This window comes from Paenibacillus sp. YN15 (assembly GCF_003285005.1).
Taxonomy (GTDB): domain Bacteria; phylum Bacillota; class Bacilli; order Paenibacillales; family NBRC-103111; genus Paenibacillus_AR.
The window spans coordinates 1-23,351 of the sequence record NZ_QMFA01000066.1; the positions used below are offsets into that span (position 1 = coordinate 1).

Here is a 23,351-nt window from a genome sequence, read left to right on the forward strand (position 1 = left end):
TTCCTTGTCTCTTGCCTTTTCCGGCACTCCTGTTTTGCTATGACCTAAGTAGTAACGAAAAATCATATATAAAAACACAATCGGGAGCAGTTTTTGGCAATTGTATTCGATAAATCATATACAATAGGTGCCAAATTGCCTTTCCGGCAAATTATACTTGAAATTTCATACATAATGGCGGGAGCCGGTTTTGCGGCCGCTGATTTCATATTAATAGGAAAACAGGATCAAAAAAATAGAAATTTGACGAGCAAGGAGTTCTTATTTTTGCCCTCTTCCCTATCCACCTCTCACTCCCTCCGCAGGCGGTGCCACTTCGCCAGAAGCTCCGCCTCCCGCTGAGGCGCCAAGCCTGCCTTGCGCGGCACATCCGTGGGGCGGCCGGCATCCCATGCCGCGGTATCGCGGATGGTCTCCTCCAGGGGGCGGAAGGTCAGCCCGGCCGCCAGGGCTTTGTCCACATTCACCTGCACCAGGCCGGTGAATGCCGCGGTTTCGCCGCTGTCGGGCAGCCACAGCGGCAGCTCCATCCACGCGCCGGCGCCCTGCCCGGCGAGGAAGCCTTCGTCCGCCCACGTCAGCTTGGCGGACGGGTTCAAGGCGCTGCGGCATTGCTCCAGCAGCGCCTCCATCGTAACGCGGCCCGGCTCCCCGGCCGCGTTGAACACCCCCGTGCGCCGGGCCTCTGTCATGGATACCATCCATGACGCCAGGTCGCGCACGTCAATGATCTGCACCGGCGCGGCCTTCGGCCCCGGTGCCAGCACTTCCCCGCCGCGGGCGATCCGCGACGGCCAATACGTGAAGCGGTCCGTGGCATCCCGCGGACCGACAATCAGGCCCGGGCGGATGACCAGCACCCGCCCGGGCAATTGCTCGGCAAGCACAGCCTCGCACCGCGCCTTCAAGCCGCCGTAATGGGCGGCCACGTCCTCGCTGGATGCATCCTCCAGCTCCAGAACCGCGTCCTCCTCCGCGGCGCCGGGCCGGCTCAAATCCCGGTAAACGGATACGGAGGAAACAAACGTATAATGGCCGACCCGCCCCTCCAGCAGCTCGGCGCCGGCCTTCACAATACGGGGCACATAACCGGAGGTATCAATAACCGCATCCCATGTACCCTGCTCCAGCGCCTGCATTCCTCCGTCCCGGTCCCCGATCAAATGCTTCACATTGGACAACATGCCGGAGGCCGATTTTCCCCGGGAGAAAATCGTCACCTCATGCCCCCTTGCCGCCGCTTCCTCTGCGATGGCATACCCCAAAAACACCGTGCCTCCCAAAATCAACAATCTCATCGCATTCACCTCTCCTCATAAATACTCTCGCACCTACAGCCACCGGGTAAAGGCTTTACGGGTCATCTTCACCCCGTTATCCTCTGCCCACTTCTCTAAATCCTCCAGCCCCTGTTTCCCGTCCTTGGCGAAGCGGAAGCAGAAGGGAACGGGCACAATCCTCTTGCCGTAGGGCTTTATACCAATCACCGGCCAAACATACCCCATTTTCATGATGACCCGGATCTCCTCCGCTTGCAGGGTCCGTCCGTTTAACAAGACCGCCCCCTTGTCCAGACGCAGCTCTGTCGGCTTCTTCAAGGCTCTGTAAACCGTCACGATCCAAGTGGTGACACAAATAAGCAGCATTCCGATTGCAAAAATGATATATATTGCACTGGAACGCTCACTCCATCGCAGGACAATCCGAGATAAAATCCAACTATTAGCCGTCAGGGCCACAATCATTCGGAGACCGCTGGGATTTCGAATGCTGTATGTAATCGTCTTCACCGTTTCTCTTCCTCTCCCCTCGTTCTTTTACATTTTACCATGTTTATGGGAAAATTGTGGGTATAATGACGAAAAAGGAAAACTGGCCAAGCCGGCTTCCGTAGACTATAGAAAGCCCCTATTAGCCGAACCCGGGAGGTGCGTCATGTACTTTTTATTCTGGACCTTCGTACTGATTGCCGGATTGGTCCTGCTCCATAAAAGCCGCGACCAGGATGAGGATTTTCTGGTGCTCAAGCTGGTGGGATACTATTTCCTCGGAAGCTTTACCCTGCGCTTAGGCGGTCTTGTCCTTCCCCTGGGCTTCATTATCACCTTGTTAATGCGTCCCCCTGCCAACCGGAGCATCAAGCGCGGAGCCGCCATCTTCGGTTTGGTCATGATGATACTCGGACTGCTGCTGCGATAAAAACAAACGGTCCCGGGAGCTCCCCCGGGACCGCTTTCTTTCATTATGATCCTTTCACCACAACATGATCATAGAGCACATCTGCGGAGGTTGTCCGGAAGCCGATTTTCCCTGCCGTTAATTCGGTTGCCGGATTGGTCCATTCTATTTTTAATGCTCCGTCCACATAGGCCTTAATATTGCTCCCTTGTACGACGGCTCTCAGAGTATACCACTGCTTCGGGACAGCGGTGAAGGCGGTGCTGGATACACTGGTCAGGGTGCCATTTACACATTTGTAGAGCTCCAGCGTTTGGGCCGTTGCATTGACCCGATACATATAGTAATTGTTGGCATCCTTTACCCTGAAAACAATGCCTGCGTTTGCATTGGCGATGGGAACCTTCACCTTGGCTTCATAGGCATAATCCGTCCATGAGCTGCCCGCGGTAATGAGGGCGACTGCTGAAGCCTTTTGGGTCAACGCTTTTGTGCTGTCCGATACTACACTCCACGTACCCGAAGCAGCAGTCCATCCCGTGGAATTTCCATCCTCAAAATTGTCGCTGAACAGGGTGGTATTAAAAACCGGATTTGCAGACGGTTCAGTCACCGCAGCATCATCGAACAACGCCCCCGCAGAGGTTGTCCGGAAGCCGATTTTCCCCGCCGTTAATTCGGTTACCGGGTTGGTCCATTCTGTTTTCAATTCCCCATCCGCATAACCCTTAATCGTATTCCCTTCTACGACAGCCTTGAGGGTATACCACTGCTTCGCAGCAGAGGTGAAGGCAGTGCTGGAGACGCTGGTCAGAGTCCCATTTACACATTTGTAAAGCTCCAGAGTTTGGGCCGCTGCATTGATTCGGTACATATAATAATTGTTGGCGTCCTTTACCCTGAAAACAATGCCTGCATTTGCATTGACAATCGGAACCTGCACTTTGGCTTCATAAGCGTAATCCGTCCATAAGCTGCCGGCGGTAATGAGGGCGACTGCTGTAGCGCTTTGGGACAAAGCCTTCGTGTCATCGGCGACAACACTCCATGAGCCTCCGGAAACAGTCCAGCCTGTGTAATTTCCATCTTCAAAGTTATCGCTGAACAGCGGGGGCTTAGAGTTGGCAATGACTACGTCCTGCACATTATCGTTCACAACAGTAACATTCAAGTCATCCAGAGTGGTTGCAAGCTTGCCGCCAACATAAATATCTGTGAACGTTACCCCATCAATCATGCCGCCCTTGGCCACATTCCCCGAAAGCCTGGATTTCTGGCTTCCCGTTTCACGAACATTGATGTTCTTGAACAGCACATCGCTTACGTCGCCGGAAGTGCTGGTGGAAACCCCGAACCAGTAATTCCCGAATTGATTAATTCCCACCCGTTCAATATCAATATTCTCAAACGTAATCCTCCGGGCCCAGCCTTCCTCGGGAAGGGTATTTTGCGTATAACCATGGTCCACCAGCAGCGCCCGGGCGCTTTGAAACACATACGAATTGCGGATGGTTACGCCGGTCTGCGGCGTGCATATGCCCATGCCGATCTTGAACGCCACACAGCGGGTCCAGGCCAGACAATCGTCAAACACCACATTTTCCAAATGCTCAATCGCTCCCGGCCAGTCCTTGGACATCCCTTTCTGCGGCCAGGTTTTGGTGGAAAAGGTGTCGTCATCCGATATGGCGATGGCATGTTTAACAAGCACGTTCTGGCTTTCGTTGATATCGATGGCGTCATTCTCAATTTTGTATAAATCTTGGAATCCCTTGTAATTGGTGATTTTCACATTATCGGAACGGACCACCATGAACATCCAGAAGCCGGCGTCCCGCAAAATCAGCCCGTCAAAGGTAAAGTTACTGGTTGCAATCGGAACCACCAGGTTATTCAGAAACCCTTCCCCCTGCTTATGTGTTGCCGGCGGTGACGGCATTGGGCGTTCCCGCATCTCGATGCCTTTCCCGTCAATGGTTCCCCGTCCCCGCATGGTGATATTGCTGGAGCCTACGGTGGTGCGGATAAAGTACGTTCCGTCCGCATTGCGCGAATCCTTGCGGAAGTCATTCTGATAGTCCTCACCCTTGCCTGTGCCGACAATGACGGCGCCTCCGGCCAGGTAGAAGGTCACATTGCTTTTTAAGGTCAGGTTTGCGCATTTGTAGACGCCGGCGGGAATAAACACCGTGCCTCCCCCGGCATTATGCGCGTCATTGATGGCTTTCTGAATCGCGGTTGTGGCCATTGCCATCCCCGTACTGTCTGCATTGTAGGGGGAACTGGTCACATTGTAGATTCCCGGTCCCGAAGAGGCGGGAATATCCGTCTCCAGGGGATCTGCTGCAATAACAATCTTTTTCAGATTATTGATTTTTATGATCACATATGTGGAAGAGGTAAGGGTAAACGTCAGCTTTTTCCCGTTGACCGTACCCTTGACATTTTTAGCCATGGGGCTGATGGAATAGGAGGTAATATTCTCGCTTGCCGTTACTTCAAGACTGATTGCTCCGGAGAAAGAAAACTGGGCATAGTCATAATCCTTCACGTAGCTGATGACGGGCACACTGCTCCCATTCACCTTTAATGAAAATACACTGGACGCGGTATAAATGGATGGCATGGGGTAATTTTGAAGGGTTGCGGCCGCCGCGGCTGCCTCGGGCAAAGCTGCGTCGTCAGTTGAAGAGATGGAGTAGTCTTCAATCATCTCTTCCGCACCAACTGCCTGCGGCAAAAATCCTGTGATCATGATGACAAGCACTAACAGAAGACTGCATACTTTTTTGGTCAGCATAAATTACCTCCTAAAAAGATTCATTTGCCCACCGTGTGCGATAGCCTCTACGTTAGAGTAAACGCTTTCACCCCTCTCATTGTGATATCTGTATTATATTTCCTGAACAAAAAGAAAGGAGTGGGGTAAACCCACTCCTTAGGGATACATTACTACTCTAGGGCGTGTGTGATAACTCCGAGGGGAGCAGACTTTGCAGAATTTTCGTTCCAGGCAAGGCACTTTCGTGAAGGCGTACCGGGGGTACGTCAAGCGGAAGTAACGAAGCATGGGGCGAAAAGGCGGTGAAAGATGCCCTCAAGCGGGTTGTCAGACACGCCCTAAATCAATCCAGATTCTTGCAAAAGCCTTTTTACAATGACGGCAACCTCTGCGCGGGTGATATTGCTCTTTGGCGCGACTGTATTGCCGTTCCGGCCGGTAATGATTCCGGTCTTCAGGCAGGAGGCAATACTTTGTTTTGCATAGTCGGCCGCATAACCGGCATCCTCAAACCCGGCAAGCAGCTTATCGGCTTCATTCTGTGCAAGCTCTGCTTTCAAGCCGGTGAGCTTCATCGCTCTGGCCGTCATGGTCATAGCCTGCTCGCGGGTAATTTTAGCCGTAGGCCCGAAGGTTCCGTCTTCGTAGCCGTCTATAATGCCGTATTCATAGGCAATGGCTGCCGCATCGTAATACCAGCTGCCTTTGGCCACATCCTTGAACACATCCTTGCCGGAGCCCGGCCGCATGAGTCCAAGTCCTTTTACGATAATCGCGGCAAATTCGGCACGGGTAATGTCTCTGTCGGGCTCAAAGCTTCCATCCCCGCTGCCCTCAATGACAAGTCTCGAGGCCATATCATTGACCGCTTCCTTGGCCCAATGGGTGCTTACGTCCGCAAAGGCTTTGGGGCTGTAAATGACGGCATAGGTGCTGTTGGTCAGGCTGTTGATTTGGGCATAGGGTTTTCCGTCGATGACTGCAATTTTTGTCGGTACATGGGAGAAGGTCCCGTCAGCATTGAGGACAATGCCTGTGGTAATCTTGGCCGAATCGGTTCCGTCCGGAAGCACGACGGTTCTTTCCACATAGCCGTTAAACGCTGCAACATCCACCGTTTTGCTGCCGCTGGCGGCTGTGATCTTGAACTCTACCGGCTGGGCAGCAATCTGATAACCCTGTTGCTGTGCGGTATTCTGCACCTGCTTTACCGTATCCGCCGCAGGCGCTGCTATCGTAATCTGGACCTTGATGTCCTGCGATGCCGCTTGTACCCCCAACTGCCGGGACACGGCTTCCATCTTGATTTGTGCAGCAGGCAGGGTATACGTTGCCTTCTCCGTCTTAATCTGCAGCACAGCTTCCTTGGCTTCCATGCTCTTGATCATCTGTCCGGTCAGCTCCACAACTGCCTTGTCGGCTGCGGTCTCCACCGGAATGGTGATTGTTGCGCCTTTGCCTTCCTGGGACAGCTTTTGCTCCAGCTTGCCCGAATCAATGGTAACGGTGGTAACAGTTTGACCGCCTTCCTGAGTGGTAACGGCTGTGCCAACACCTTTTGCCGGGGTTGCTGTGCCAGGATTACCTGCTCCCGGTGACGGGGATGGTTCCTCGCTGCTGCCGGGATCATCATTGCCGCCCGTTGATGGTGCATTTACAGTCAAGCTGGCGGTTTTGGTATCGATTGCGCCGTCGATCCACGCCGCTCCATCCCATACCTGCTTCTGATAGGTCGCAGTTATCTTGAAATTGCCCGCTTGAGCCGGGATGTAAGCAGCTTGATAAACCTGTTCGGTTACGGTAAATTCCCCCGAATTGCCGGTTTCCGTGGAGCTCCAGGCCAACGGGTAATACCGTTCGTCGCCGATGATGGACGGTGTAAGGTTCTGATTGTAGCCCTCCGCCGTTATGATGACGGTCTGCCCCACCACTACGCTGCTTGGGCTGACGCTGAGGCTGTTGCCTTCAGAGTTTACCGGCGCATATACGTCGAGGGTTACGGTCTTCGTGTCGGTGATTCCGTTAACCCAGGACGATCCGTTCCAGCTTTGCTTTTGAAAAGTAGCCGTTACAGCATATGTTCCCGCTTCCGAAGCGGCATAGCTGGAGGTGTACGCCCCCGCTTCCGCATTCCAGTTAAAGCTGCCGTTTTTGCCGGTTTCGGTAGAAGACCAGATTACGGGGATGAATCTCTCATCTCCTGCCACAGAGGCGTCAGCAGACTGTCTGTCCCCAACAGCCGTTATCGTTACCGTATCGCCTGCCGCTGCTCTGCTGCGGTCGAGAGTGACGGTGTTGTTGGCGGCATCAGCCGGATGAGTGCCGGCTTTAACAACTGCAATGGTAAACTGCTTTTCAACAGAGAGACCGCCTGCGTCCGTGCTTCTGACCCGGATGCTGTAGCTGTTCTGGGTGTCGTACACCAAGGCTGTTACGGTCTGCAGGGTATTCCCGGAGATGGCGAAGCTTGCATTGCCGGTATCTCCCTCCCCTGCCACCAATGAATAGGCAAAAGTATCTCCTTCATCAAGATCGGTAGTTGTAAATGTCCCTACGCTGCTTCCAACAGCCGCATTCTCGGCTACGCTGGTATTGGTAAGGGAAATATCCACCGGGGCTTTATTGATCCCTGTAACCAATGCCTGATCAAATGACGCATCCGCAGATGTTGTCCGGAAGCCGATTTTGCCTGCCGTTAACTCGGTTACAGGATTGGTCCATTCTACTTTTTGCACCCCATCCACATAACCCTTCATCGTATTCCCTTGTACGATTACCTTCAGGGTATACCATTGCTTCGCAGCAGATGTGAACACTGTGCTGGATACCAAGGTCATGGCTCCATCTACAGATTTGTACAGCTCCAGCTTTTGGTTCGCCACATTGAGCCGGTACATATAAAAATTCTTGTTATCCATCACCCGGAAGACAAGGCCTGCATTTGCATTGGCAATCTGAACCCTTACTTTGGCTTCATAGCCATAATCCGTCCAGGAATCACCGGCTGTAATGAGAGCCGTGGTGCTCGACTTTTGGAGCAGAATCTTGGAATCATCTGATGCTACACTCCAGTTACCGCCGGAAGCTGTCCATCCTGTGGAATTCCCATCCTCAAAATCGTCGCTGAACAGGACGGCATTGGGATTTGAATTTACGGGTGTTTCATCCAAATCTGTGATATGGATCGTAAAGCTCTTTTCAACATAAAGTCCGCCTGAATCTGTGCTCCTCACCCGGATACTGTAGCTGTTTTTGGTCTCATAATCCGGTATGGTACGGAGAATCAGGGTATTCCCCAGCACGGCGATGGAGAAGCTGCTGTTGTCGGTATCCCCTTGTCCCGGAACCAGGGCATAAGCAAAGGTATCTCCCGCATCCGGATCGATGGTGGAGAAGCTTCCGACAATACCTCCCGCAGTGGTGTTTTCCGCTACGCTGTCAGGGGAAAGCACAATATCCGCAGGCGCTTCATTGGTGGCCGTAACCACCGCGTCGTCAAACAGGACTTTGGCCGAAGTGGTCCGGAAACCGACTCCTCCGGAGGTTAATTCCGTTACCGGATTGGTCCACTCCGTCTTTAATTCGCCGTCCACATAACCCTTGACCGTATTGCCTTTGACAATCACCTTCACCGTATACCACTGCTTCACGGACGGGAAAGGAACTTCGGATACGAGGGTCATGGTTCCCTCTACAGATTTGTACAGCTCCAGCTTCTGGTTCTTGGCATTCATCCGGTACATATAGAAATTCTTGTCGTCCTTCGCCCGGAAGACAAGTCCTGCGTTTTCCTCATTGTTTATGAACGGCAATTTCACCTTGGCTTCATAGGTGTAATCCGCCCATGCAGCACCGGCGTTGGCGGTAATGAGAGCTGTCTGGGTTTTGCTGGTGGACAGAACCTGATTCCCTCCGTCTGCCGTCACCGCCCAGGCGCCTGCAACAGTCGTCCAGCCCGCCGTATCTCCGTCTTCAAAATTATCGCTGAAGATTGCCGGAGTCGTATTGGCGATAACTACGCCGCTCACATTGTCATTTTTCACGGCTGCTTTCAGGTCACTCAGGCTTTTCGCAAGCGTTCCCTTCACATAAACATCGGTAAAGGTTACCCCGTTCACCATGCCGCCCCTGGTAGGATTCCCTTGAATAGGGGACGACTCTCCTCCCGTATCACGGACATTGATATTCTTGAACAGGATATTGCTTACATCCCCGGCTGTGCTGGTGGAAACCCGGAGCCAATAATTCCCGAATTGGCTGATGCCGACCCGTTCGATATCAATATTCTCAAAGGTAATATCCCTGGCCCAGCCCTCCACCGGAAGCGGATTTTCCGTATAAGCATGATCCACAAGCAGCGCCCGGGCGCTTTGATACACATACGAATTCCGGATGGTGACGCCGATCTGCGGCGTGCATATGCCCATGCCAAGCTTGAAGGCCGCGCAGCGGGTCCAAGCCAGACAGTCGTCGAAGATCACATTCTCCAAATGCTCAATGTCTCCCGGCCAGTCCTTGGACATCCCCTTCTGCGGCCAGGTTTTGGTGGAAAAGGTGTCGTCGTCCGAGATGGCAATGGCATGCTTAACCAGCACGTTCTGGCTTTCGTTGATATCGATGGCATCGTCCTCAAGGACATATAAGTCCTGAAAGCCCTTGTAGTTTGTGATGGTTACGTTGTCGGAACGGACGATCAGGAATGCCCAGAAGCCGCCGTCCCGCAAAGTCAACCCGTCAAAGGTAAAGTTGCTGGTTGCAATCGGCACCACCAGGTTATTGATGAATCCTTGACCGTTCTTGTGCTGCCGCTCCGGGGGCAAACCTTCCTTCTGCGGCGGATTCACCATCTTGCGCTTGCGCATCTCCACCCCTTTGCCGTCGATGGTGCCGCGTCCCCGCATGGTGATATTCTCGGAATCTATTTCCGTACGGATAAAGTATGTACCATCCGAGATGGAATCCTTGCGGAAGTCATTCCGGTAGTCCTCCCCTCTGCCTGTGCCGACAATGACAGCGCCTCCGGCCAGGTAGAAGGTGACGTTGCTTTTTAAGGTCAGGTTGCTGGAGGTGTAGACTCCTGCCGGAATATACACAATGCCTCCCCCGGCTTGATGGGCGTCGTCAATGGCTTGCTGGATGGCATCCGATGTGATCGTTGCTCCTGTGTTGTCCGCATTGTACGGCGCGGCTGTCACATTGTAGATTCCCGGACCTGAAGAGTCGGGAATATCCGTCTCCAACGGATCGGCGGCGATGACAAGCCGTTTCCTTCGTTTCTCCGGGTCTTTTTCATCCGGATTTTCATTGGGGGCTTCATTGATATCCACGATGACATAGGTGGAGGAGGAAAGGGTAAACGTCAGCTTGTTCCCATCCACTGTCCCCTTGATGTTCTTGGCCAGCGGGCTGATGGAATACGAGGTAATCGGCTGGTTGGCCGTCACTTCAATGGTAACCGTACCGGCAAAAGAAAATTGGGCATAATCATAGTCGGGCAAATATTTGACAACGGGCACCGCTTCATTATCCGCCTTCAAGGAAAAAACCTCGGATGCGGTATAAATGGAGGGCATCGGGTAGTTCTGAATGATTGCTGGTCCATCCGTTGTCTGCGGCACAGATGCAGGACTGGCGCCATCCACGTATTGAATGACATCGGCTGCACGGGCTGTCTGTGGGATAAACCCTGTAAGCGCAACGGCAAGCACTAACAGAAGACTCATTACTTTTCTGGTAAGCATAAATACCTCCTGGAAAGATTAGTTTGCTCTCTATGTACAGTAACTCTCCAAACTAAAAGCAAACGCTTTCACCCCTTTCATTTTAAGCTGTCAATTTACTATAATCTCTGCACAAAAAGAAAGGAGTGGGGTAAGCCCACTCTTCAGGGATAAAATTATACTGTTCTCAGCCGCGGCGGCAATTCGTTGATTATTGCTCGATCCTTTTTTTAAATTCCAACGGACTCAGACCGTAACGCTCCTTGAAAATACGTGAAAAATAAATCTGCTCGCTGTATCCAAGCCTGTCTGCAATTTCGTACAGCTTGAGGTCTGTGTTCAGAAGCATTTCTCTGGCCTTTTTCATCCGGAAATCAAGCAAATAATTCCATATTGTTGTGCCTGTTTCTTGCTTGAACAGATTGGATAAGTAATTTTTGCTGAATCCGATATGATCCGCCACCTGCTGCAGGCTTAAATCCTTGGCTGCATGGTTGTCTTCCAGGAAAGCCTGGACCCGCTCAATGGCTCTGCGCGTCTGGTTGCTTCTGTCTCCATTCATGATGTGGAATAAATAACGCGCTCCTTCCTCCAGCCTTCTGACACAGCATATGCGGAAGTAAAATCTAACCTTGTGGGCGGCAATAATCTTGTCACCCAGTCCCAAATCCTTGCCTTCCTCCAGATGGAAGGTGATTTTCTCATGCTTCAGTTCCTCCACAACCAGGAACAGCCATTCCATGGCCAGGGGATTAAGCAAATCATATCGCCCGTCCACCCATTTTTCCAGCATATCCAGGGTATCCACAATCAACAAAGGCATGGTCTCATGCCGGTTATAACGGATATGCTCCACCCACCGGGCCATGATGTCCCTATGTGTGGTCAGATGCTTCAGCAGCAGCACATTGGCAGCATGATTCCGGGTTTCCCGAATCCGCCGGAACGCCTTATCCAATACCCGGTATAAATTCTCCTGGCTGACCGGCTTGAGCAGGTAATCCACCGCTCCCAGCTCCAGGCCCGATTTGGCATAGCTGAAATCGTCATAACTGGAAATAATGATGCTGGACATCCACGGATAATGACCATTCACATATTCGATCAGCTCCAGCCCATCCATCAGGGGCATTCTGATATCGGTAATGCAGATATCGGCATAATGTCCTTCCAGCCAATCCAACGCCAATCTTCCATTGGCCGCTGTTCCCGACACCATCACCTCCCCCGGATAATTCTCGGTCATCTTGGCCAATCCGGTACGGATGATAGGCGAGTTATCCACAATCAAGATCCGGTTCATGAACAGGTTCTCCCTTCTTCGCGGGGCGGTCTGGCAAAATGATCGTAACCTCGGCACCGTTTCCATCCGCCCGGTTGCAGATGGTGATCCCCGCCTTTTCATCCTCATAATAGACCCGCAGCCGATAATGCACATTAAGCAGACCAATGTTGGAGAGCTGCCGGTAATGCGCGCCCACATTGCTTTGCCGCAGCTTGTCATTCATTCTGGCCAGCGTTTCCTCATTGAAGCCCGGGCCTGTGTCGCAAATCCGGATCATCAGATACCCTTCGGAGGACAGGGCCGTTTCGATTCTGACAAACAGGTGCTGCCCCGTTTGCTCCAGGCCATAGCGAATACTGTTTTCCACGATGGGCTGAATCACCGCCTTCAGGCAAAGCACCTCCTTCGTGCCTGCCCCCTGAATGATTTCATAGGTCAGGTCTTCGCCATACTGGGTTTGCATGATATGCAAATAATTGGCCACATACTGAATTTCCTGCTGTACAGGCACGGAGGTATTCTGGTAATTGGACACGTACCGGAGCATATCGGACAGAGCCAGCGTGGTTTTGACAATATCGTCCTGATTGGCCAAATAAGCCATGAACTTAATGGATTCCAGAGCATTATAGAGAAAATGGGAATTGATCTGGGATTGGAGAGCCGACAAAACCGCTTCCTGCTGGGAGGTTCGGGACTGGTTCAATTCCTTGAGGGAATACTCCAGATTCGTGAGCATCTTGTTATAGGCCCGGCTCACATCCGCTACCTCATCCCTGCCTTCAATCTCCACCCGGACCTCGAGATTATTCAAGCCGGTCTGGGACATTACCCCTCTTAATTTCTTCAGCCTCCGCGTACTGGACTCGGACACCAATACAACCAGCACCATACCAACGGCAAGTCCGATCAGGGCAATGAGAATCGTTGCGTCCTTCACCCGGTATATACTGCGCGCCACCGTGTGCCAGGGAACAACAGAGACGATTTTCCAATTGGTTTTGGCAATGCTGCGGTAGGTGACCATTTGATTGCTGTCCTTCAGAAAAAAGGAACCCTCCGCAGACGCGAGCAAGCCGTTTGCTTGCAAGGAGGGCAGCAGCTCAGCCGCGTGTTCTGAATCGGTGGAGGCAATGAGCATTCCTTGTTCGTCTACAATCATCCCGTTTCCATTGGCATCAATTTTTGTCTCCGACAGGATGGCCTGAATCGGCTGAGGAGTAATATCCATTTTGATATACCCGTGCAAATCTGAGGTAAACTCGTACTTTTTCACAATGGTAATGACCGTGTCGCTTATACTTCCATCGCCAAATTCCACATAATTCACATTGGGAGAAAGCAGCATCGTCATTTCCTTGGAGATGGTAATCTTGGGCATCCAAACCTCGCTTTTCATGGAATAGTCGTAGCGCAGGGCAGGTCCCTTCTCACGCGTATAGGAATTCTCATTCCCGTTTTTGTTCAGGATGGTCACGGACAGAATCTCCGGATGCATGATTGCGAAGGAGTGGACATAATTATCCTTCAAGTTGGTGAAGGCACTGATCCGTTCCGACACCTCGCTGGCCTTCAGCCACTGCCTGTAAGTGCTGCTGGCCGCAATATTCGCCAAGAATTGCTCGTATTCCTGAAAATACCGCTCCAGGTTCAGATTGGACTCCTTCAGAATCTGGGTACTGAAGCGCTCAATGTCGCTTTTTATACTGCGGGAGGATTCCACATAGGAAAACACGGCGATGGTAACAACAATAAGCAGAATGATGGAAAAAAACATCACCGTCAGCTTCCACTTCAGAGAAGCGGCTATTTTGAAAATAAGTGTTTTCAGCTATCATCACCTGCGCTTTTATTTCATTCTATTTGCTGCTCCGGACAATGTAAAGCTCCCGTCCGCTGCCCCCGGCAAGAAATAATCCCCCAAAAGTGACGAGATGCTCCGAAGCAATTCCGGGTACTTTTGGGGGAGCCCCCGAATGAAAATGTTTGACAATCACGCATTTTCGTAAAAAAAGCCGCTCTCTCCCAGGCATGGGATGGAGCGGCGGCGGTGAGGCTGAGGTCATTCCTCCACTACAATTTCTATCGTGTTGGTTTGCCCTTTATAAAACTGGGATTGAACGGTTTTTGCTGTCCCGTTGACCGTTACAGTAACATCATAATCCCCATAGAAGCCCCGGGTGCTGTATGTCCCGTCTGTCCCGGTTACGCCGCTTTCATCTGTCCACCACTTGTTGTATACCAGATCAAGATATTGCTCGCCGGATGCTTTAAGCGTCCAATCGCTGTTCAGAACAGGGGCATTGTTTAGCCAATGCATGCCGCTGTTGAAGCCCCACATGAAAAATCCGGTCATATTCTCAACGCTGAACGACATAATCATCATATCCCTGGTAAAGCTGGACTCATATTCACGGTCCTGGCTGATGGCAGCCCCCATATCAAATTCGGTTATTTTCATTTCCTTTCCATATGCCGCTATGTCCATGATATCGGCATAAACATCCTCCATATCGGTGAAATTGTCTCCAATATGACCTTGAATGCCGATACCGTCAAAATCCACCTGGTTGGCAACCATGGAATTGAGAATGACCTTTAATGTGGCTACCCTGGGCGGATTTAAGCCAATAATCCCTGTTTCATTGAGGTACAGCTTCGCTTGGGGCGCATAATCCCTTGCCCATTGGAACCAATCCTTAATAATAATATTGCCGTATTTTGACCGCATGGCATTATTGGACATGGTTTCATTGAGCACATCCCACTCGTCAACCACTTGAGGCGCGGATTGAAGAATGCTAGCGAAATGGCCTTTAATTCTATTCTCCAATCCTGCTCTGTCATCCTGTACCAGCATCTCCGCCAGGTCCTGAGGGATGGACGAATTGGGGGTCCAGCCGTTGGGGAAGCTTCTGTCCCAGATCAAGGTATGGCCTCTTACGCTCTTAAGCCCCAAGGACGCGGCCCCATTCACAAGGTCCATGGCTCTCTGCGGATTGGTTTCATAAGGGACCCACTTATGCTCGCTTTCCAATACAGCCGAGTTAAAAAGGGCTGATACAGCAGCGCGGTACCGCTCGTTTACCCAATTATTGCCCAGCATATTAGCGTTAATCGCCGTTCCCCATTTAAATTCATGCTCAGCCATGTTTACATCCACCTGGGCGCCCTCAACCGGGTTGCCGTTTTTATCATGAACAAGAACCTGGATATCGCCTTTCCGGATCTGTTCAATTCTGTCCCATGCGTCTATGCGCCATGCTTGATTCTTGTTAAATACGCCCCTTCCATCCGTTGTTTTCATCACAGAGGAGGAGGGCAGCTTGTCGAACGTAACCTGATCCTCATAGTTGATTAACTCATACCCTCCGAATTCAACTGTTTGCAGGTGATAGCCCAACCGGATGCACAGACGGGGATACCCGGCCTTGGCTGTAAAAGGCAGATATACCTTATGCCAGCCTTGCCCGGCAAGAGTAATGACATTTTCGGCAAGCGCTTTTGAATTGGGCGGCACATCCATTTCAACAATGGTCTGCACCATGCCGGTGCCGTCCTCCTTGGACGTATCAAGGGTTCTCATATAAAACAACAGAAGCATCTTGTCTCCGGCTGTATAATCCACACCCTCCTCCATGTTTTCCAAAACAAGCTGATAGCCCCACGGGTTTTCCGGAACCGCGCTTACAGTGGCTTGCCACGCAGTATTAAAGGGCATTCCTGTTGCCGGAACGGTCACCAGTTGGCCGAACTCCGGACCTGTGACACTGGCGTTAATCAAGTCATCCTGGTTCTTGACGACTCTTCCCGGGGGAAGCTCATTAAACATGGTATCAGGGTCCTTCGTTTCCGTGTCCGGCCCATCCTCAAAAACCCGGTCATAAAAAATTAAATCATTATAGCCTTTTCCTGTATCCGCAACAACAGGTATTGGCCTTCTGCCTTCTTTTGTCACCCTCGTTTCAAATGGAAGAAGCTGATCTGATGGAGTTATGGTGATGTCATCAATGAATAGCGTAGACGCCACGGTTACAGCATCGCCGTTTTTTTGATCGATGCCAAGCTGAGTGACGTTCTTATCCTTATGCTCATATTCCATCACAAGCTCGGTCCATGTATTCGGCTGTACATCTACCGCAACGTAGGCTGCGGGTGCAGTTGCATACGTTGTGCCTGTAGGCCCGTATGTGCCTATGGATAGGGCGGGAGCTGCTTGATCCTTGGAGTAAACCCAGGCGGAAACCGTAAATGTCCGGCCAATATCGGCCTCCGAAAACATATGCTCAAGTTTAACCCTGTTGTATAAAAGGGTGCGGTTTTCCATTTTGAGACTTTTTCCTTCTCCGGTTGTGTGGTCAACCTCCGTTGAAAGGGATACATACTCCGCCCTGTATGCGCCGCCCATTACAAAATCCTGATTCACCTCAAAGGTGTCGCGGTCATCGAATATCAATTGTCTTACGGTGCCGCTGCTGGCAGAAGCAGCACCGCCAAAAGCGGCAGCAAAGGGTATAATAACTAAAGCCATTGCCAAAACAAGTGCTGTAAGCCTTTTCATAATTTCACGCCCCTATTTCATTGGAATATTTTTTCATCACCCGGATACGCCAGATACTGTCCAATGAACGATAGGCGGAGTTGACCTATACGGCGGACAGCATCTGGACGCTTCGGAGTGAACATTCAACCTGAGATTTATTTCTTCACATTCTGGTTATACCAATCGGTGGCTTCCTTAATAATCTTGTCGCCGCCCTGCTTCTTCCACATCGCTACAAACTCATCGAAGGACTCCAACGGCTTGTCGCCGACTATTATTTTGGCAACTGCTTCCTGGAACAGAGACCCGCTCCACTTCAGCTCGCTCTGAGACATAAGGGATTGCGGAATCGGCATCGGAGCAAACGGATTGGGGATGCCTTCCTTCCGTGCAACCTCTACAGCCTGCATCGTGTGGTCAAAGATTGCTTCATCCTGCTTGACCTTCCTTAAAGTGGAATCCAGCACAACAATGTTGAAGATCGCATTTCTCCAGGCTTCCTGGAATTCCTTTTCCTTATCGGGGGTGTGGATCAAATCATTTCCTTGACGGGTTAGCGCTTGCCCTTCAGCGCCGTAGGCAGCATAGGCATTTCCCTCCTCCGTAGCCAGCCAATCAAAGAATCTGATGACGGCTTCCGCATTCTTGCTTTGCTTGAACAGGATAAAGGTTTTCCCAACCGGCTGCTCCACCCGGCCGACAGGTCCGGTATACCCGGCTCCCTGAGGTGTTGGGATCGCCATAAAGTCGGCGTCGGGATTATCCTTCAGTGAACTTCTCATATCTCTGTACCAGCTGCCGCCGGTTGACTGATTATGATTGAACATGCCCACCCGGTCAGACAGAATCTTTTGCTTCCAGACGGTGGAGTTATTGGTCATGAACTCCGAATCGATCAGCTTCTCGGCATACAGCGTCCTGATAAACTCCAGGCCCTTCAGGATGTTCGGGTGAATGAAGCTGGGAATCACCTGGTCGTTGTATACCGAGAATGAATCCGGGTTGACTCCCCACATGCCGAATATATTTTCCAGCCAGGTAAATTTCTCACGGGAGGTTAAAGGAATCTCATCCGGCTTTCCATTGCCGTTAGGGTCCTTCTCCTTGAAGGCCTTCAGAACAGCAAGCAATTCATCAGAGGTTTTAGGCGCCTGCAAACCCAGCTTATTCATCCAGTCCTTGCGCACATACAGAATCCGTTCAGCCGGAGCATTGAAGCCAGCAGGAGTCGGAATCCCCATTATTCTCCCATTAATTGTGACAGCATCCCAGGCGGACTTGGGAATATTCTTTTTCAGATTGGGTCCGTATTTATCCAGAAGCTCATTCAGCTCCATAGCCAAATTATTCTGGATGGGCTCCGCGTCGGCAATGCCCCATGTCTGGTATACATCCGGAATGTCCCCGGAGGCGAATTTAATCCGCAGTTGGTCGGCATACTGTCCATGGGGAATAAAGACCAAATCAATGTCATTATTGGTCTTTTCTCCCATGTATTTAATGGCAGGAATTTGCATCGACGGGACAGCCGGATATTGGTTGTTGAAATCGGATACAAAAATTCTGAACTTGCCCTTCACGGCGGCGGAAGCGGATGAGTCAGGCGCAGCCGAGGCTCCCCCCGCAGGGGATGGCTCCTTGGCGGAGCATCCAGCCAGACCTGCAGCGGCCAAACCGGCAACACTCAACGCAATTACATATTGGCCCCATTTTTTTGTCACTTTTTGATAACCTCCCATTTTATCTTCATTGTATATGAAAGGCGGCACGCCCATCATAACGTATACATAAGAATGCTATTCCTTCAGTGAGCCGATCAGCGCCCCTTTAATAAAGTGCCTCTGGATGAAGGGATAGATGAGCACAATGGGAACAGTAGCCACAATGATCGTTGCCATCTGCAGCCCTTGGGGCGACAGATCCATCATGGCGTCTTCGGCGCTGCCGGAGAGATCCGCCATCGAAGCCTGCGCTACAATAGAGTACAAGTAAAGCTGCAGCGGGCGAAGGGCGGCATTGGAGATATACAGCATGGCTGAATAATAGCTGTTCCAGTGTCCTACGGCATAGAACAGCAGCAGGGTAACCAGAATCGGCACAGACAGAGGAATGGCAATCCGGAACAAAATCCGGTATTCGTTCATGCCGTCTACACGGGCGGCCTCGAACAATTCCTCCGGAAGCGAACGGAAGAAGGTCAGGCATAGAATCATATTGAATGCGCTTAGCGCACTGGGGATGATGAGCGCCCAAATCGTATTCAGCAGCCCAAGAGCTTTGACCACCAGGAAGGAGGGAATCAGCGGAGCGCTGAAGATCATGGTGAAAATGATGAACAGCATCACGGCACGGCGGCCCTTCAGACCTGTCTTGGCAAGCGGATAGGCCGTAATAACCGTCATCAGAATATTGACGAGGGTGCCTGCAATCACCAGAAACACGGAAACGCTGAATGCCCGCCAGAAGGTGGTGTTGGTAAAGACAACCTTATAATTCTCCATCGTCCATTCCACCGGCCAGATGCCAACCAGGGAGTGGGTTAACGCATTCTTGGAGCTTAGAGAGCCTGCAACAACATGCAGAATCGGAATCAGCATAACAGCGCACATGACCAGCAAAAACAGAATGTTAGCAATTTCAAAGGTTTTTTCAGCAGGCGATTTTCTGATTTTCATTCTGTCTCCCCTCCTAGAACAGCCCTTCGCCGGTTGTGACCTTGCTTGCCTTGTTGAACACAAGCAGCAGGGTAAAACCAACTACAGATTTAAATAATCCCACTGCAGTCGTAAAGCTGTATTGACCGCCGACTACACCGGCCCGGTACGTATACGTATCAAAAACATCGGCCTTCTCGGAGGTTAACGGATTAAGGAAGGGATAAATTTGCTCAAAGCCCAGATCCATCACATGTCCCAGCTTCAGCAGCAGCATCACCGTAATGGCCGGCAAAAGTCCTGGCAGGGTGATATGGACGAATTGCTTCCAGCGCCCCGCTCCGTCAATGGTTGACGCTTCATACAGGCTCGGACTGATGCCGGTTAAGGCAGCCAGGAAGATAATCGTCCCCCAGCCTACCTCCTTCCACATGCCGGAGGAAACAATGATCGTCCTCACATAATGGACATTCTGCAGGAAATTAATCGGCTCGTTCCCGGTCAGGTTGACGTATACCGTATTCACCAGCCCTGTTTGTACGGACAGAAGCATATACACCAACCCGGCCACAATTGTCCAGGACAGGAAATGGGGCAAATACACAATGGTCTGTATAACCCGCTTCAGCTTCATCATCCGCAGCTCATTCATCAGAATCGCCAAAATGATGGGCGCGGGAAAAGCAAAGATAATCTGGTAGAATCCGATAAGGAGCGTATTCTGCAGCAGCTTGACGAATTTCGGGAAGGTAAAGAGCTGGTGAAACCATTGCAGCCCCACCCAATCGCTGGCGATAATTCCCTTGAAAATATTGTAGTCCTTAAATGCAATCACCGACCCCGCCAGCGGAATATAGCGGAAAATCAGAAAGTACAGCACTGCCGGAGCAAGCATAAGGTAAAAAGGATGATTCTTCACAAAGTAGCTCGGCCTTTTGTTTACCGTTACGGTCTCTCCAACCAGCTGCCCGGTAACCTGTATTTCTCCCATGATCGTGTCTCCTTCCGTCTTCTTTATCTGTCTTTATTGTAGAAAAAACAGCCCCCTGGAACAATACGAGAATCCTATGATATGTTGTAGGAATATTACTTAGTTTAAGGAAAATCTGCGGAGAACAGATGTCCCGTTGGACAAAGAGAATGCGGATTTTCTCAAAAAATTCTAAAAATGCAATTTATATAGAATAAACCTCCCCGCAGCCACATAGGGAGGTCTTATATTATTCATGCGGCTGTTGGCCCGCCGCATTCATATCCTGGAATTGCTTGCGCATGCGCAGCGGCGTTGTGCCGGTGTGCTCCCGGAACACTCGGGCAAAATAGTTGGGATTGCAATAGCCGACCCGCTCCGACAGCTCGGCCATAGGAAGGTCCGTATCCCGCAGCAGCCGTCTGGCCTCCCGGAGACGGACCTCCTGCACGAACTGCTGGACTGTCCGGTTCATGACCCGTTTGAACAGCCGGCAAAAATGAAAGAGGCTCAGCCCCGCGGCCCCGGCCACCTCCTCCAGCAGCAGCTTGCCGCTGTAGCCCTGCTCGATACACTCAATGGCGGGCTTCAACCGCTCATAATCCTGGGTAATCTTCATCAGGTCCTCAGCCCCCGGCAGCTTGCGCAGCTGCTCCCGGACCAGCTGGAACACGCCGAATTTGATCGCCGTCCGGTATCCCAGCCCGCGGCTTTCATATTCCCGGCGCACTTCCAGCAGGGCTCCGCCGTAAGCATCCCATTCCGGCTGCCGGGCACGGGCCAGCACAGGATGAACCTCGGAGCGGATCAAGAGATGGTACAGGTGCTGCAGCTCCACCTCCTCCATTAATGAAGTAATAAGGTGAATATCCCAGACCACCCCAAGCAGCTCCGCTCCTGCCTCCAAAGCCTCCACGCCATGCAGCACATTGGAATTGACAAAAAAGATGTCTCCCGCTTCGCCCTCATACACTTTCCCGCTCAATTGCATCCGCACCCTGCCTGCAAGCACCAGCATCATCTCAAGATGCTCATGCCAATGCGGGTTAACCAGAATCTTCTTCTGCTTTTGCACCGTGACCCGCAGCGGGAAGGAGCTTCCCTCGAAGGGCTCCGTTTTTTTGTACGTCATTGGCTTATCCCCCCAATAGCAGGATTGTATCATTTTTTAGCAAAGGAAGGTATAGAACGAACAGCTGTCTCGCCTCATACTGAAATCAGCAACTGCAACCATAAGGGGGAAACGATCATGATTCTGGGATTGGAAAGACTGCCGAACCGGATAGGGGAAGGAGGGTTATTTGCCTTTTCGGGAATGGATGGACCAACGAATACGGCCTCCCGGTTTGTAGCCACATGGGGAGAACGGCTGCCGGACCTGTTATTTCATACCTTGCGCAGACGGAGGCTGTCCATTACCTTGCCCGCTGATTTCAGCGTGTCCTATGTGACAGGAGATGTGTGCTCCTGGGTGGGCGCCGCGGGAGCCTTGACCCTGGCTTACACCCACTGGCATACGCTGGCGGGAGAAGCCTGTGAAGGCTGCGGCATTACCCTTGGCTTTGCGGAGGAAACAGCCGGAGATGCGGCTGACAGCGGCGTGGAGGCAGCCCCGGGTTTGATGCTCACGCGGGATTCCCAAGCCGGCGACTGGGTGGTGCTGGCCCGGCAGGAGCGCAGCTTCGCGGTCTCCTTTGGCAGCAGCCGGGAGGAAGCCGTTGCCCGGGCGCAAGCAGGGCTGGCCGTATCCATAGAGGAGACGGTGGCGGAAAGGGTAGCCCCTTGCCTCCGCCTGCCCTTGCTTCAGGACCCATCCCTGGACCGTCTGCTGCAGAAATGCGCATCGGTCATGAAGGTGAATACCTTGGCTGCCGAGGCCGGGATGAAGCAGCATTGGTCTACCCCGGACCGGGTGCCTCACAAGGACATGTGGCTCTGGGATACCGTGTACCATTCGCTGGCCATGAATGTTCTGGACCCGGAGCTGTCCTGCCAGTGTCTGTTCACCATGCTGGAGGCCCAACAGGAGGACGGCATGATTCCCCACCAGATTTCAGCAAGCGGCTGGAGAAGCAAAATTACCCAACCGCCCATCCTGGCCTGGGGCATCTGGGAGAACTTCCGGCATCTGGGCAAACCGGAAGCGCTGGCATATGCTCTCCCTTATCTGGAGAGGTATCTGGAGTGGAGCCTGCGGCACCGGGATGTGAACGGCAACGGGCTGTTGGAGTGGGATATTGCGGGAGATGTCATGTGCCGCTCCGGCGAGTCGGGCATGGATAATTCCTCCCGCTTCGACAAGGCCGTCAAGGTGGATGCTGTGGACTTCAACGTGTTTATGGCCCGGGACATGCACTACCTGTCAGAGATTTGCCGGGAGCTGGGGCAGGAGGAGAAGGCGGCGGTCTGGGCGGATCGCGCGGAAAAGCTGTCGCAGCTCATTCAAGCCCATTTATGGAGCGAAACGGATCAGTTCTACTACGACCTGGAGCCGGAGGGGGGCCTGTCCCCCGTCAAGGCCGTCAGCGGCTTCCTTCCCCTGCTGCTGGATGACCTGCCTGAACAGCATACGGAGGGGCTGGTGCGTATGCTGAAGGACCCCCTTCACTTTCTGACCGCCTGCCCAGTGCCAAGCATTGCTGTTTCCCAGCCGGAATGGAGCACGGATATGTGGAGGGGACCAACCTGGATTAACATGAATGTTCTCATCATCCTGGGGCTCCGCAAGCAGGGCAGACGGGAGGAGGCGGTCTGGCTGAAGCAAAAAACAATCGATTTGGTCCAGAAATATTACCTCAAATACGGCGTTGTGTTCGAATATTACGACTCCACCGACCGGGTGGACCCGGTGGACTGCGACCGCAAGGGCCCCCGCCGCAAGCCGTATGATATCCGCGCAAAAATCGACAGCATCCGCGACTATCACTGGACTGCCGCATTGACCGCCTTCCTGCTGCTGGAGGAGGATTGAGCATCCGCCAGTCGGCTGCTATTAACTGATAATTCGTACCCTTGAACCATAAAGACCTTGCGTCGAATCCCGTTCTAACCGTCGGCCGTAAGCTCACGTTTGCGGCTCTGGCAGGACTTTGCTTCTGGCCTATGCGCCACAGCATCAAAGTTCGCTTCTGATCAGGTATTTCCTCATTCGTAGTCATAACCACCGGCTTAGCCGGTGGCTTCCATCAGCCCTATAAGGGCATGGTACTAGCACGCGCC

General features: G+C 52.1%; 13 protein-coding genes. 2 read left to right on the plus strand and 11 right to left on the minus strand.

The window, feature by feature from the left end; genetic code table 11:
- Positions 1-290 precede the first annotated feature (290 nt).
- Together DQG13_RS29320 and DQG13_RS30610 are read right to left on the minus strand one after the other, a co-directional pair.
- Positions 291-1,298 (minus strand): NAD-dependent epimerase/dehydratase family protein, encoded by a 1,008-nt coding sequence (locus DQG13_RS29320; RefSeq protein ID WP_113023745.1) that lies wholly within the window; start codon positions 1,296-1,298, stop codon positions 291-293.
- 33 nt (positions 1,299-1,331) lie between these two features.
- Complete coding sequence (locus tag DQG13_RS30610; RefSeq protein WP_181593076.1) at positions 1,332-1,598, minus strand: hypothetical protein; 267 nt, start codon at positions 1,596-1,598, stop codon at positions 1,332-1,334.
- Between the two features lie 337 nt (positions 1,599-1,935).
- Between DQG13_RS30610 and DQG13_RS29330 the strand changes: the two genes are divergently transcribed.
- Entirely contained in the window at positions 1,936-2,199 is a 264-nt protein-coding gene (locus DQG13_RS29330; protein WP_113023747.1) for a hypothetical protein, read from the plus strand.
- Between the two features lie 43 nt (positions 2,200-2,242).
- Here the strand turns inward: DQG13_RS29330 and DQG13_RS29335 are convergent, their stop codons facing one another.
- The 9 genes from DQG13_RS29335 to DQG13_RS29375 all read right to left on the minus strand — a co-directional run bounded on the left by DQG13_RS29335 (position 2,243) and on the right by DQG13_RS29375 (position 21,264).
- Positions 2,243-4,978, minus strand: a complete 2,736-nt coding sequence (locus DQG13_RS29335) for a 3-keto-alpha-glucoside-1,2-lyase-like domain-containing protein (protein ID WP_113023748.1) — start codon at positions 4,976-4,978, stop codon at positions 2,243-2,245.
- 320 nt (positions 4,979-5,298) lie between these two features.
- The gene (locus tag DQG13_RS29340; RefSeq protein WP_113023749.1) at positions 5,299-10,701 is read right to left on the minus strand and encodes an S-layer homology domain-containing protein; all 5,403 of its coding nucleotides are present in this window, start codon (positions 10,699-10,701) and stop codon (positions 5,299-5,301) included.
- Positions 10,702-10,891: 190 nt separating this feature from the next.
- Positions 10,892-11,983, minus strand: a complete 1,092-nt coding sequence (locus DQG13_RS29345; protein ID WP_181593077.1) for a response regulator — start codon at positions 11,981-11,983, stop codon at positions 10,892-10,894.
- Complete coding sequence (locus DQG13_RS29350) at positions 11,958-13,742, minus strand: cache domain-containing sensor histidine kinase (RefSeq protein ID WP_113023751.1); 1,785 nt, start codon at positions 13,740-13,742, stop codon at positions 11,958-11,960. The genes DQG13_RS29345 and DQG13_RS29350 overlap by 26 nt, the downstream gene beginning before the upstream one ends.
- A 285-nt stretch (positions 13,743-14,027) precedes the next feature.
- Positions 14,028-16,526: an endo-1,4-beta-xylanase gene (locus DQG13_RS29355; RefSeq protein WP_113023752.1), complete on the minus strand. Its 2,499-nt coding sequence runs from the start codon at positions 16,524-16,526 to the stop codon at positions 14,028-14,030.
- A gap of 137 nt (positions 16,527-16,663) precedes the next feature.
- Positions 16,664-18,229: an extracellular solute-binding protein gene (locus DQG13_RS29360; protein ID WP_181593078.1), complete on the minus strand. Its 1,566-nt coding sequence runs from the start codon at positions 18,227-18,229 to the stop codon at positions 16,664-16,666.
- Between the two features lie 75 nt (positions 18,230-18,304).
- Entirely contained in the window at positions 18,305-19,183 is an 879-nt protein-coding gene (locus DQG13_RS29365) for a carbohydrate ABC transporter permease (RefSeq protein WP_113023754.1), read from the minus strand.
- A 13-nt stretch (positions 19,184-19,196) separates the two neighbouring features.
- Complete coding sequence (locus DQG13_RS29370; protein WP_258525933.1) at positions 19,197-20,153, minus strand: ABC transporter permease; 957 nt, start codon at positions 20,151-20,153, stop codon at positions 19,197-19,199.
- Between the two features lie 229 nt (positions 20,154-20,382).
- The gene (locus DQG13_RS29375; RefSeq protein ID WP_181593079.1) at positions 20,383-21,264 is read right to left on the minus strand and encodes an AraC family transcriptional regulator; all 882 of its coding nucleotides are present in this window, start codon (positions 21,262-21,264) and stop codon (positions 20,383-20,385) included.
- Between the two features lie 117 nt (positions 21,265-21,381).
- Between DQG13_RS29375 and DQG13_RS29380 the strand changes: the two genes are divergently transcribed.
- The gene (locus tag DQG13_RS29380) at positions 21,382-23,103 is read left to right on the plus strand and encodes an amylo-alpha-1,6-glucosidase (protein WP_181593080.1); all 1,722 of its coding nucleotides are present in this window, start codon (positions 21,382-21,384) and stop codon (positions 23,101-23,103) included.
- The last annotated feature ends 248 nt before the right edge of the window (positions 23,104-23,351 follow it).

Coding starts and splice junctions, on each gene's coding strand:
- DQG13_RS29320 (WP_113023745.1), bottom strand. CDS start 1,298: ATGAGATTGTTGATTTTGGGAGGCACGGTGTTTTTGGGGTATGCCATC.
- DQG13_RS29330 (WP_113023747.1), top strand. CDS start 1,936: ATGTACTTTTTATTCTGGACCTTCGTACTGATTGCCGGATTGGTCCTG.
- DQG13_RS29335 (WP_113023748.1), bottom strand. CDS start 4,978: ATGCTGACCAAAAAAGTATGCAGTCTTCTGTTAGTGCTTGTCATCATG.
- DQG13_RS29340 (WP_113023749.1), bottom strand. CDS start 10,701: ATGCTTACCAGAAAAGTAATGAGTCTTCTGTTAGTGCTTGCCGTTGCG.
- DQG13_RS29345 (WP_181593077.1), bottom strand. CDS start 11,983: ATGAACCGGATCTTGATTGTGGATAACTCGCCTATCATCCGTACCGGA.
- DQG13_RS29350 (WP_113023751.1), bottom strand. CDS start 13,742: ATGTTTTTTTCCATCATTCTGCTTATTGTTGTTACCATCGCCGTGTTT.
- DQG13_RS29355 (WP_113023752.1), bottom strand. CDS start 16,526: ATGAAAAGGCTTACAGCACTTGTTTTGGCAATGGCTTTAGTTATTATA.
- DQG13_RS29365 (WP_113023754.1), bottom strand. CDS start 19,183: ATGAAAATCAGAAAATCGCCTGCTGAAAAAACCTTTGAAATTGCTAAC.
- DQG13_RS29370 (WP_258525933.1), bottom strand. CDS start 20,153: ATGGGAGAAATACAGGTTACCGGGCAGCTGGTTGGAGAGACCGTAACG.
- DQG13_RS29375 (WP_181593079.1), bottom strand. CDS start 21,264: ATGACGTACAAAAAAACGGAGCCCTTCGAGGGAAGCTCCTTCCCGCTG.
- DQG13_RS29380 (WP_181593080.1), top strand. CDS start 21,382: ATGATTCTGGGATTGGAAAGACTGCCGAACCGGATAGGGGAAGGAGGG.